We start from the raw sequence: 12,503 nt of genomic DNA on the forward strand, positions 1-12,503 counted from the left end.
CTCTCTCATCGCCACCTTCCTGTGTCTCGCCTGTACGTTTAAAGACGTACCGCCCATGTCCGTAACCTGACACTTGCGCACCATCAGTGATACGATGGTGGAAAATGATAAAAACGGTATCAAGCATGGTAGACAACATTATTAGAATTGCCACCCGACAAAGCCCGCTCGCCCTGTGGCAAGCACGATATGTGCAACAACGTCTGACGCAATTCCACCCCCAACTTCAGGTCGAACTGGTCCCTATGGTGACCCGCGGCGATGTCATTCTGGATACCCCGCTGGCGAAGGTGGGCGGTAAGGGTTTGTTTGTCAAAGAATTGGAGTTGGCGCTGCTGGCGGGCCTCGCCGATATTGCCGTTCACTCCATGAAAGATGTTCCGATCGAATTCCCTGACGGCCTCGGACTCGTCACCATCTGTGAACGGGACGACCCGCGCGATGCTTTCGTTTCCAATCACTACGCCAGCCTCGATCAATTACCCGCCGGCAGTTGCGTAGGCACGTCCAGCCTGCGCCGCCAGTGCCAATTGCGCGCCAGACGGCCTGATCTGATCATTCGGGATTTACGCGGCAATGTCGGTACGCGCCTGTCAAAACTGGATAACGGCGAATACGACGCCATTATTCTGGCGGTGGCGGGCCTGAAACGCCTGAAGCTGGAAGATCGCATCCGCAGCGCTCTCAGCCCTGAAGAATCACTGCCTGCCGTCGGGCAAGGGGCGATCGGCATTGAATGTCGGTTAAATGACGAACGTACCCGGCGATTGCTTGCCCCGTTGAACCATGCCGCCACCGCCGCCCGCGTGCAGGCGGAACGGGCGATGAATCTCCGTCTGGAAGGCGGGTGTCAGGTGCCTATCGGCAGTTACGCCGAATTGAAAGATGACACCTTGTGGCTGCGCGCGCTGGTCGGCGCCCCGGATGGCAGCCGGATCATCGTCGGTGAACGTACTGGCGACATGGCGGATGCCGCGCAAATCGGCACCTCGCTGGCGGAAGAATTATTAGCGAAAGGGGCTCGTGAAATCCTGCAATCCGTCTATCAGGAAACGCCCTCATCATGACCATTCTGGTGACCCGTCCGTCACCGGCTGGCGAGCAACTGGTGACCCGATTGCGAAAACTGGGCTACAGCGCCTGGCACAGCCCGCTGATTGAGTTTTCACCGGGCCATGAATTGAACCAGTTACCGACTCGGCTGGCCGCGTTGCAACCCGGCGACATGGTGTTTGCACTCTCACAGCATGCGATAAATTATGCCGATCCGCTGCTGACCCGGACAGGCAATGGCTGGCCTTCCACGCTAATCTACTATGCTATTGGCAGGACAACCGCACTGACGTTGCACAAAGTCAGCGCACAGCCTGTTTCCTACCCTCAGGATAGAGAAACCAGCGAAACATTGTTGCAACTTCCCGAACTTCAGCATGTTAATGGCAAACAAGCGCTATTATTACGGGGTAACGGCGGTAGGGAACTGCTTGGCGCCACCCTCGCCGCGCGGGGCGCCGGCGTGGTTTACTGTGAATGTTATCAACGCCGCGCCGTACATTACGACGGGCTGGAACAGAGTCGTCACTGGCAACAGGCTGGTATTGACAGGGTGGTGATCACCAGCGGAGAAATGCTACAACAGATCTATAATTTAGTTCCTGATTACTATCGGACTTCCTGGTTACTCGGATGTCAGGTGATTGTGGTCAGTGAACGCCTGGCAACGCAGGCGCGTCAGCTTGGCTGGCGCCATATTCGAGTAGCCGATAACGCCGACAACGATGCGCTCGTGCGCGCACTACAATAAACCTGATCATGGGATGTACCATTATGACGGAACACAATACCCCAACAGCCCCGTCCGAAGAGGTTACAGAGCGGGCTGACCCCGCTCATCAGCCACAGGATCCCGCACCGCAACCAGCCAAACGAACAGGCGCCCTGCTGGGGGCTATCGCGATTATTATTGCGCTGGCGCTGAGCGGCGGACTTTACTATTACAGCCAGCAGCAGGCCCAACAAACGTCTGCCGCCATTGTGCGGCTGGAATCCCGGTTAAGCTCGCTACAACAAGAGCAACAGCAGGAACGCCAGCAGTGGCAAGATGCGCAGCAGCAACATACCAAAGTGCAGGAAGAGGCCGAACAGCGTCTTAACGCCTTAACGCGTCAGTCGGATGAACTACGTGAAAAGCTGGCGGCATTGTCCAATCACGACACCAACACCTGGTTGCTGACGCAATCTGATTTTCTGGTAAAAATGGCCGCCAGAAAACTATGGAGTGATAAAGACGTCACCACGGCCGGCGCGTTACTGAAAAGCGCGGATAACAGTCTGGCGGAAATGAACGATCCAAGCCTGATCGAAGTTCGCCGCGCGCTGACCAATGATATCAGCGCGCTGGCTAGCGTCAGTCAAATCGATTTCGACGGTATCATTCTCAAAGTGAACCAATTGACCGATCAGATAGATAACCTGCGTCTGGCCGATAACGATATCGACGAAGCGCCGATGGATGAAAACAGCACGGAGTTATCCGCTTCGCTCAGCGAATGGCGGCAGAACCTCAGCAAAAGCTGGCGCAACTTTCTGACTGACTTCATTACCGTTCGCCGCCGGGACAGCGCGGAGGAACCGCTGTTAGCACCCAGCCAGGATGTGTATTTGCGCGAGAATATCCGTTCGCGCTTGCTGGTCGCGGCGCAGGCGATCCCGCGTCATCAGAATGAAGTGTATAAACAATCCCTGGAAACCGCCGCCACATGGGTCAGAGCTTATTTCGACACCACAGACCCAACGACTCAGGCCTTTCTGGATCAGCTTGATGAACTGAGCCAACAATCGATCTCGATGGATGTGCCTGCCGAATTGCAAAGTCAGCCGTTGCTGGAAAAACTGATGCAGACCAGAGTCCGTAACTTGCTGGCACAGACGCCGGCGATACAGCAGGAGGGCTGAACATGTTGAGAGTCTTGTTGCTGTTTCTGCTGCTGATTGCAGGCGTGGTGCTCGGCCCGATGGTGGCCGGTCATCAAGGTTATGTGCTGATTCAAACGGACAACTACAACATTGAAACCAGCGTGACCGGTCTGGCGATTATGCTGGTGTTGCTGTTCCTGATCCTGCTGGCCGTCGAATGGATTATCCGTCGCGTTTTTCGTACCGGAGCGCGCACGCGGGGCTGGTTCCTTGGCCGTAAGCGCAACCGGGCCAGAAAACAGACCAAAGCGGCGTTGCTTAAACTGGCGGAAGGAGATTATCGACAGGTTGAGAAATTAATGACGCGCAATGCCGATCATGCCGAACAGCCGGTGGTCAATTACCTGCTGGCGGCGGAAGCCGCTCAACAGCGCGGCGATGAATTCCGCACCAAACAATATCTGGAACGAGCGGCGGAAATTGCCGATAGCGACCCGCTACCGGTGGATATCACCCGTGTGCGTATTCAGTTGGCGCGCCATGAAGATCATGCCGCGCGTCATGGCGTCGACCGCCTGCTGGAAGTCGCCCCTCGTCATCCCGAAGTCTTGCGTCTGGCTGAGCAGGCGTTTTTGCGCACTCATGCCTACAGCGCGTTGTTGGATATTCTGCCCGCCATGCGCAAACTGCCTTCTTATGACGAAGCGCATGTCCGGCAACTGCAACAGCAGGCTTACATCGGCCTGATGGATCAAGCCATGGCGGATGGCGGTAATGAAGGACTGAAGCAATGGTGGAACAGCCAAAGTCGTAAAGTTCGTCATGAAGTGCCTTTACAAGTGGCGATGGTCGAACATTTGATTGAATGCGACGACCATGATACCGCACAGAAAATTATCCTTGATGGGCTCAAGCGCCAGTATGACGAACGGCTGATTCTGTTGATGCCGCGTCTTAAAGCGGGCAACCCGGACCAACTGGAAAAAATGCTGCGTCAGCACATCAAGCAGCACGGCGCTACGCCGTTGCTGAGCAGTACGCTGGGGCAATTGTTGATGAAACATGGCGAGTGGCAACAGGCCAGCGATGCTTTCCGGGACGCGCTGGCACAACGGCCGGATGCGTATGACTACGCCTGGCGCGCGGATGCGCTTGATCGACTTCATTTACCGGAGGAAGCCGCTCAAATGCGCAGAGAAGGTTTATTGCTGACGTTACAGCAGCCTTCGTCAGAGTAAACGCCATGGGGCGTCGATAGGGACGCCCCATGATTCTGATGCCCTATCATTATGAATTGTCTTAATTTTCCCCCCGCCTCTTGATTTACCCGCATTGTCCTCAATGTATGACCGTGATAGCGCACTTATTCTGTCTGCTATGCTTTAAGGATAAGTGAATATTCATGGTTCAAAAGCGAATGTCAGGCAACCGGCATGTATTTATCTCGCTGCCATTACAAAACCTGTCACGACGAATCCAGCATACCAGGAGTAAAAGATGAAGATATTGATGGTGTTAACCTCACATGATCGGCTGGGAGATACCGGCAAGAAAACGGGTTTCTGGTTGGAGGAATTCGCTGCGCCTTATTATGCGTTTAAAGATGCCGGCGCCGTTATCACGCTGGCTTCACCGCAAGGTGGGCAACCGCCGCTCGATCCCGTAAGCGATGAACCAGATGCTCAGACCGAGGACACCGATCGCTTTAAACAAGACGCTGAAGCACAAGCGGCGCTGGCCTCGACGAAACGGTTATCCGAGGTGAAAGAAACGGACTTCGATGCCGTCTTTTACCCTGGCGGTCACGGTCCGCTGTGGGATTTGGCCGAAGATCGTCACTCCATCGCCTTGATCGAAGCGTTCTCTCAGGCCGGTAAACCCGTCGGGGTGGTTTGCCATGCGCCGGGCGTGTTGCGTCATGTCCGTGGCGCCGATGGCGACTCGCTGGTCAAAGGCCGAAAGGTCACAGGCTTTTCCAATACCGAAGAAGATGCCGTGCAGTTGACGAATATTGTGCCGTTTCTGGTTGAGGATGAACTTAAACAAAAAGGCGGGCTGTATGAGAAAGGCGCGGACTGGCAGCCCTATGTGGTGACTGACGGCTTGTTGGTGACGGGGCAAAACCCTGCCAGTTCCGCACCAGTCGCCGCCGCATTGCTAAAACTGTTGGCCTGAAACGTTCCCGGTCATATTCTGTCGGCACTGAATATAGATTCAGCGCCGTTTTTATTTATGGCGAAAAAATAGTGAAAAAAAACGCTTATCAATAAATGATAAGCGTTAAAAAAATCAGGTCTGTAAGACAACAGTATGGCGCCTCACTCAACGTTATGTCCGGGAAAATCCGATGGAGAAACATCTTCATCTGGAGTTGGACGATAGGCACCTTAAATTGGCTCTGCGTCATTCCCAGGATTATGAAGCCTAAGCAAACATAGAAGGTGGAATGAGCATCTACGCTTATATTTAAGCACAAAATATGCCAACTTGCACATCCCAATTACCACAAAGGCATCAGACTATAATAATCCACTGATAAAAAAGATATTTTTATTTTCCTGCGAACGATACACGACGAGAAAAACGAGCGAAGAATAAGCCAGAGGGTTGACAAAAAACGTCGCTGCCAAGAGACAGATTACTAAATTTACAGCTAAGCTCTTATTAATCAATAAATTATACGTCACCTTTCGGCGACATTCAGCGCAGCCCTTGTCGTTAAATCGCAACAATCCCTATGTTCACCTCCGGCATGACTCACTGTCAGGCCGGAGGCGCCGACGCTTATGCCTGAGCGAGTTGCTCCAGACTCTGTTTCGCCATCTGGTACAGATAGTGAGCCGTTGGGAACAACGCGCGGTCATCCACACGGAATTTAGGATGATGCAGCGCATACGGGCCGCCAGAGCCCACCATCATAAAGGTGCCAGGCAGCTTTTGCTGATAGAACGCGAAATCCTCACCGATCGGGCTGGCCTCGACACGACGCGCTTCAAAGCCTTCTTCAATCGCCACTTTCAGAGCGAAATCGACCCACTCCGCCGTATTGACCACCGATGGCGGCCCGGCGTGCCAGATAAACTCAATTTCGGCGGCGAAGGCGCTGGCGATACCAGCCACAATCTGACGAAAGCGCTGTTCAATCAACTCACGCACGTCCTGACTGAATGTTCTTACCGTTCCTTCAAGATAAGCCGTATCAGGGATTACATTCCAAGTACTGCCGCTGTGCACCTGAGTGATCGACACCACGACATTGTTATCAGACGGAACGGTGCGACTGATGATGGTCTGCACCGATGAAATCAACTGCCCAAGAATGATAATCGGATCATTTCCTTCATGCGGCTTCGCCGCATGGCACCCTTTCGCCGCAATCTTGATTTCAAACCGGTCCACGCCCGCCGTCAATGCGCCATCTTTACCGCCAATCACGCCAACGGGCAATGTCGGATCGTTATGAATGCCAAAGATTGCCGCCGCGTTGTCTAACGCGCCAGTGGCGATGACTTGCGGGGCGCCCAGTCCCGTTTCTTCAGCGGCCTGAAACAGAATACGCACCGTACCTTTTAGCTCAGGTTCAATTTTCTTCAGCAGGATAGCCGCGCCCAATGCGGCGGAAGAGTGAAAATCATGTCCGCAGGCATGCATGACGCCTTTGCTGGTTGAGGTGAATTCCACACCAGACTCTTCTTCGATCGGCAGCGCATCAATGTCGGAACGAACGATCACCAACGGGCCGTCTTGTTGTCCGCCCACTTCGGCGACGAGTCCTGTTTTCAGCGGCAAATCGAGAATACGGATACCTTCTTTTTCCAGCACGTCTCTGATTTTGCGAGTCGTTTCAAATTCTTCGTTTGATAATTCAGGGTGCCGATGCAAATCGTGGCGAAACGCCTGAATAAACTGAGCCAGCGGCTCATGCTGAGATGCTATTTTCATTAATGCTTACTCCACGTTGTCCGCTCTATGTACGGGCATCCAGGTTGTACCGGGCCGTCAGGGTACTTTTTTTTCAGTTAAATATCGTACTCAACTGGTTCAGGGAGCTTGGTCAACTGGCGCAGGAAACGCTGTGTCTGCGGATTATCAGAAAAACTGATCACTTTTTCCGCCGGACCTTGCTCCACAATATGACCTTCAGCCATGAAGATCACCCGGTCGGCGACTTCTTTGGCGAACTGCATCTCATGCGTCACAATCACCATGGTGGTTTTGTTTTTCGCCAGCTTCTGAATGACCTGCAATACTTCGTGCACGCGTTCCGGGTCCAACGCCGACGTTGGCTCATCGAACAGGATCGCTTTCGGATCCACCGCCAGCGCGCGCGCAATACTGACGCGCTGCTGCTGTCCGCCGGATAACGTCACCGGATACTGTGCCGCCTGCGGCAACAGACCGACCTGCTCCAACAGCGCAAGCCCCATCTCTGTGGCCTGCTTTTTGGGCATTTTCTTCACCACAATCAGCGCTTCCGTGATGTTTTCCAGCGCCGTCTTGTTTTTGAACAGGTTGTAGTTCTGAAATACCATCGCGGTCTGGCGACGTAGCGCGTAGGCATCCTTGGTGGAATAATTGCGCGTATCCAGCCGCTGATCACCGATCTCAATCGTGCCGGATTCCGGTTTTTCCAGCAGGTTCAGACAGCGCAATAAGGTCGATTTACCGGAGCCGGAAGGTCCGATAATGGCGACGACTTCACCCTGCGCGATATCCAGGCTGATATTCTCCAGCACCACCTGATCGCCAAAGCTTTTAGTGAGATTTTTTACACTGATCATTTCAGCCCCTTATCGCTGTAGCGAGTGATTCAGTTTCTTTTCCAACTGCTTTTGCAGCCAGGCGTAAACAATGATCACCAGCCAGTAAATCAGACCGACAACCAGGAAGGTCTCAAAGAAACGCAACGACTCTGCGGCAATCATCTTGCCTTCGGCGAACAGTTCGGATACCCCCAGCGCAAAGGCCACCGACGTGTCTTTAATCAAAGAAATAAACGTATTGCCTGTCGCGGGCAACGCATTGAGCATTGCCTGAGGAAGCACGATACGACGGTAAATCTGCGCCTTGTTCATCCCGATGGATAACCCGGCTTCTGTCTGACCGTAATCCACCGAAGCCAACGCCGCACGGAATATTTCCGCCATGTAAGCCGAGTTTTTCAGACTGAAACCGATGATGGCGGCCGACATCGCATCCAGGTTGGATAACCCTGGGAAAAGCTGCGGCAAACCAAAATAGATGATAAATAACTGCACCAGAGAAGGGATACCGCGGAACAAAGAAATGTAGAGTTCCACGATTTTCACCACGATGATGTTTTTGGATTCACGCACCAGCGCCAGCACCAGGCCGATAATCATGGCAAAAAACATCGACACCACAGCAAGCAGCAACGTGGTGGGTAAATAGCTCAATACCTGGGGAAAGACTTTTAGCAGGTAAGCAAAATCGATATTCATGAGTCATACCATTGATAGTGCCATCGTGCGGTCAAGACCGTAGCGATGGCATTAAAATTGTCGTGAGACTGCCACGAATTACGGCGCGGAAGGCGGCGTGGTGATATCTTCACCGAAATATTTTATCGCCAGCGCTTTCAGACGCCCGTCAGCACGCATTTTATTCAGTTCTTCATCGAACTGCTTACGTAGAGCGTCGCCCTGTTCGTTTTTATGGAACGGGAAACTGACTTCTTCCACCACCAGCGAGTTACCGACCAACTTGAATGGCAGATTGCGCTTGTTAATCTCCGCCAGCAGAATCGGACGGGAGTTCACGTAACCTTCCACGCGTTTGGACAACGCATCATTCATCGCGCCGTCACGCGTTTCATAGGTACGGATAGTCACGCTGCCATCAGGAAAGGCACTCTTCAGGTTGTTAACATGGTTGGACCCCAGCACCCCGGCAACGGTTTTTCCTTTCAGATCATCCAGCGAATCAATCGCCGTATTATCTTTGTGGGTGACAATCTGGCTACCATAATAGCTGTAAGGCTGCGCGAAATTGTATTTCTCCTGACGCGCCGGCGTGATCGCCACCACATTGGCTACCGTAGCCAGCTTACCCGCTTCCAGTTGTCCCATCAGACCGCTGAAATCAGCCGTCACCCACTCAATCTTGTAGTTCAGATCCTTGGCGATAGTTTCCGTGACCTCAACATCAAAACCGACCAGTTTGTTATCCTGCTTGAAACCACTGGGATAACTCTGACCTGTCGAACCCACTTTCAATACTTTCTCACCTTGCGCCGCGCCATCCTGAGGATCACAGCCAGCCACAAGAAAGGCAATCGTCAGTGCAATAACAGACAACGTTAATTTTTTCATTATCACTTGCATGCCTCTCATCTTGAATTTCTTTTTTTCCACTGGTCATAGCGTTGGTCATCAAAGATTTTTTCCATATAAATCGTCAGGTGCCCTTTCCCTAAATTGGCTTGCCCGATCTCCCTGAAACCATAATTTTTATACATCTCGACCAACCACGGATGGCTTTGCGCCGTTCCCAACGATACGGCGGGCGCCTTAAGCTGAGCAATCAAAACATTTTGCTCAAGCCAGGCCATCATTTGCCTGCCCAACCCCTGCTTTTTATAGTCCGGGTGGGTGGCGAACCACCCCAGATGCGGCAAACCATAAGGGCCGGGCTCCGGCCCCCAGGGATAGCGGATGGTGAATGACGACACCATAGTGCCGTCTTTCTCCATGACATACACCCCATGTGAAGCGATATGCCTACGCACCATCTCAATATCCGCATGCGCGGCGGAAAAATTGATGCCTAACCGCCGTATCGGTTCAAAAGCGGCCAATGCCAAAGCCAGAAAGGATTCATCATCCTCCAGCGTCGCCTGGCGAAATACAGTACTCATGACGTTACCTTTTTACGCGGGCAGTAAGCCGGAGTTATCCGCATAGCGGATCACGTCATCCACTTTCTGAGGCGCGCTGCCCAGATAGTTAGCCGGATTCAGCCATTCTTCCAGTTCGGCGGACGTCAGTTGTTGCGATAACACCGGGTGCGCCAACAGAACCGATTTGAATGACTGGTTCTGCTCGAATGCCTGCATGGAGCACTCGTATACCAGATGGTGCGCCGTCTGTTTACCCAGACGTTTGCCAATCTCAAACATCACCTTCTCAGACAGCAGCAAGCCGTTTTGCAGTTCCAGGTTCGCCAGCATCTGTTTTTCATTCACCGACATACCGCGCAGAATACCCAGCGCATTCTGAAGCTGTGCCGACAAGTAGATATTGATTTCCGGTAAGGCGATCCACTCCGCCCGCCAACTCATCGCATCGCGCTCATGTTCCACTTTCATCGATTCATGGATCAGCGCAGCGCTTTTAAACACTGGCGCGGTCAGGCTTGCCAGCCCTTCCAGCGCCGCCGGATTACGTTTGTGCGGCATGGTGGTTGAACCGATTTTACCTTCTGAGAAAGGTTCTTCGATCTCATTGATTTCAGTTCGCATCAGGTTATACAGTTCGTTGCCAATCTTACCCAGCGTACCGCTGATCAACACCACAACGGAAGCATACTCGGAAAAACGATCGCGGGCGGACTGCCAGCCGATGTTTGGCGTGTTCAGGCCCAGCTTATCCAGCGTTAAACGCTCGATTTCCGGCCCTTTATCACCGAAGGACGCATAGGTCCCGATCGCGCCGTTGATGTTACCCACCAGCACGCGTTCCTTGATCTCACTCAGGCGCTCAAGATGGCGGATAAACTCATCCAACCAGACCGCCAGCTTAAAACCGAACGTGGTCGGCAGCGCTTGCATACCATGCGTGCGGCCAGTCATCAGCGTGTATTGATGCTTTTTCGACAGACGTTTCAGTTCAACCGCCAACAGTTGGGTATCACGGAAAACAATGTCAAAAGAGTGCTTTAATTGCAGAACGGTGGCTGTATCAACAATATCCTGCGTGGTTACGCCGTAATGGATAAACTCGCCAGCCGCGCCGCACTGTTTCTGGATGGCGGTGATCGTCGGCATCAGAGAATGCTTCATGCGGGCCGCATCTTTAGCTATGTCCTCAACATTCAGCGTGCTGGCGTCCGCTTTTTCGGCAATCGTATTTGCCGCATCCTGCGGGATGACGCCAAGCTCTCCTTCAGCCAGCGCCAGCGCGACTTCCACTTCAACCTGCTTTGTCAGACGATTATGTTCCGACCACACGTCCCGCATTTCAGGCGTGCCAAAATTATTCCCTATAAGAAGAAAATCAATAAGATGTGATGCCATATAGAATTACTCGTTTATTTGGATTTATCAGGCGGGATTTTATTGTCGTTAATTTTGGGAATATAACATGCAGCCCATAGCCCCCATATATTTTCTGGATCTATCTTAGATCCAGAAAATCAGGGGTCTACCCTACCATTTCTGCCATAAAATCGATACGCCGCTCTTACAACGTTTCTATTATAGCTTCTCAGCAGCCAGAATAGCCTGTTCTATTGCCTCTGGCGTCAACGAGAACGGCAACATGTCGGCGCTGGCCGCCGGGAATTTGAAACTACTCGCCAGATATTTCGCGATCTCCGGCTGCTGCTCTCCTGGCGCGCAGAGCGTCAATGGCGCATCGTAACGGCGTAATTGCGCCAGTAATTCGTTATCGGGCCGCCCGTCGCCTCGCGCCAGGATCGATTGCACCAATAATCCGAATCCGACCTTTTCACCATGTAGCCAATGATGCAATTCGGGCAAGTGCGTCAGGCGATTATGGATAGCGTGCGCCACCCCCGGCGAAGGGTCTTCGTCACGCATGCTGTTGGCTAATCCCGCGCCAGCAATATTGGCATCGATGACGTGTTGCAGCGCGATGGTCACTTGCTGATCCTGATTATCGCGCACGGCCTGTTCACCCCACCGCTCAAAGGTATCGCGGGCGAAAGCCGCCGCCTGAATTTTGAGATTCAGCGCCAGACTGTCGCCATTATTTTGCTGATAGGGTTGAAACTCATACCACTTGGCCAGCGCATCAACGATCCCCGCCTTCAGGTAACGCGCATCACTGCGCGCAATCACCGAGCTATCCACCAGAACCATGACCGGCATCCGTTGTAACGGATAGTTTCCCTGATGACCGCCCTGTTCATCATAGAGGATGCTGATGGGCGACCACGCCGCGCAGGTGGCGGCAATCGTTGGCAGCGTCGCCACTTGCCCATTATCCAGACCATCCGCGACCGCTTTGGCGCAATCCAGCACACGTCCGCCGCCTATGCCCAAAACAAATTGAATTTGCTGCTGCGCGATGCGTTCCCGGTGGTATTCCACCGCCGTGCGGGTACATTCGCCGGTAAGAAAATGCACCTCAAACTGGATCCCGTGGTTATCAAGACTGGCCGTCACCGATGCTTCTACCGCTTGCCAGGCTCGCGGGCTGGTCAAGATGGCAATGCGTTGAGCAAATACGCGTATCAGTTCACCCACCTGGTTGCATAAACCAGCCTGATGGTGATAGGCGAGGGGGGATTTTATGGCTAACACGAGGATTCCTTCATTTTCTTTTTACCCATAACCACCGTTTACGTTACCGGCAATTCAAATCGCAAGAGGTAGTCATAGTAAG

General features: G+C 52.9%; 12 protein-coding genes. 5 read left to right on the plus strand and 7 right to left on the minus strand.

The features are described from left to right. The first annotated feature begins 125 nt into the window (after positions 1-125). From hemC to DES54_RS07425, 5 genes are all read left to right on the plus strand, one after another. Positions 126-1,067, plus strand: coding sequence for a hydroxymethylbilane synthase (hemC, locus tag DES54_RS07405; protein ID WP_113866024.1), 942 nt, complete (start codon positions 126-128; stop codon positions 1,065-1,067). Further along, on the plus strand, positions 1,064-1,804 hold the full coding sequence (hemD, locus tag DES54_RS07410) for a uroporphyrinogen-III synthase (protein ID WP_113866026.1): 741 nt from the start codon (positions 1,064-1,066) through the stop codon (positions 1,802-1,804). The genes hemC and hemD overlap by 4 nt, the downstream gene beginning before the upstream one ends. A 23-nt stretch (positions 1,805-1,827) precedes the next feature. Beyond that, entirely contained in the window at positions 1,828-2,955 is a 1,128-nt protein-coding gene (gene hemX / locus DES54_RS07415; RefSeq protein WP_113866028.1) for a uroporphyrinogen-III C-methyltransferase, read from the plus strand. A 2-nt stretch (positions 2,956-2,957) separates the two neighbouring features. Then, positions 2,958-4,154: a protoheme IX biogenesis protein HemY gene (gene hemY, locus DES54_RS07420; RefSeq protein ID WP_113866030.1), complete on the plus strand. Its 1,197-nt coding sequence runs from the start codon at positions 2,958-2,960 to the stop codon at positions 4,152-4,154. Between the two features lie 259 nt (positions 4,155-4,413). Then, positions 4,414-5,091 (plus strand): type 1 glutamine amidotransferase domain-containing protein, encoded by a 678-nt coding sequence (locus DES54_RS07425; RefSeq protein WP_113866032.1) that lies wholly within the window; start codon positions 4,414-4,416, stop codon positions 5,089-5,091. A 609-nt stretch (positions 5,092-5,700) separates the two neighbouring features. On the opposite strand, the gene DES54_RS07430 is transcribed toward DES54_RS07425, so the two are convergent. The 7 genes from DES54_RS07430 to DES54_RS07460 form a co-directional block, all read right to left on the minus strand. After that, positions 5,701-6,858: a M20 peptidase aminoacylase family protein gene (locus DES54_RS07430; RefSeq protein ID WP_113866034.1), complete on the minus strand. Its 1,158-nt coding sequence runs from the start codon at positions 6,856-6,858 to the stop codon at positions 5,701-5,703. Between the two features lie 77 nt (positions 6,859-6,935). Further along, on the minus strand, positions 6,936-7,697 hold the full coding sequence (locus tag DES54_RS07435; protein ID WP_113866036.1) for an amino acid ABC transporter ATP-binding protein: 762 nt from the start codon (positions 7,695-7,697) through the stop codon (positions 6,936-6,938). A gap of 9 nt (positions 7,698-7,706) precedes the next feature. Then, a complete protein-coding gene (locus tag DES54_RS07440) occupies positions 7,707-8,378 on the minus strand; it encodes an amino acid ABC transporter permease (protein ID WP_113866038.1) in 672 nt (223 codons plus the stop codon). Between the two features lie 78 nt (positions 8,379-8,456). Then, positions 8,457-9,248, minus strand: coding sequence for an amino acid ABC transporter substrate-binding protein (locus tag DES54_RS07445; RefSeq protein ID WP_248290646.1), 792 nt, complete (start codon positions 9,246-9,248; stop codon positions 8,457-8,459). A gap of 17 nt (positions 9,249-9,265) precedes the next feature. Beyond that, positions 9,266-9,793, minus strand: a complete 528-nt coding sequence (locus DES54_RS07450; protein WP_113866040.1) for a GNAT family N-acetyltransferase — start codon at positions 9,791-9,793, stop codon at positions 9,266-9,268. Between the two features lie 12 nt (positions 9,794-9,805). Then, positions 9,806-11,170 (minus strand): adenylosuccinate lyase, encoded by a 1,365-nt coding sequence (gene purB / locus DES54_RS07455; protein WP_113866042.1) that lies wholly within the window; start codon positions 11,168-11,170, stop codon positions 9,806-9,808. 180 nt (positions 11,171-11,350) lie between these two features. After that, positions 11,351-12,421 carry an iron-containing alcohol dehydrogenase family protein gene (locus tag DES54_RS07460; RefSeq protein ID WP_113866044.1) on the minus strand — a complete coding sequence of 357 codons (1,071 nt, stop codon included), beginning with the start codon at positions 12,419-12,421 and terminating at the stop codon, positions 11,351-11,353. Positions 12,422-12,503: the final 82 nt, after the last annotated feature.

Source organism: Brenneria salicis ATCC 15712 = DSM 30166, from assembly GCF_003315515.1.
Lineage (GTDB): Bacteria > Pseudomonadota > Gammaproteobacteria > Enterobacterales > Enterobacteriaceae > Brenneria > Brenneria salicis.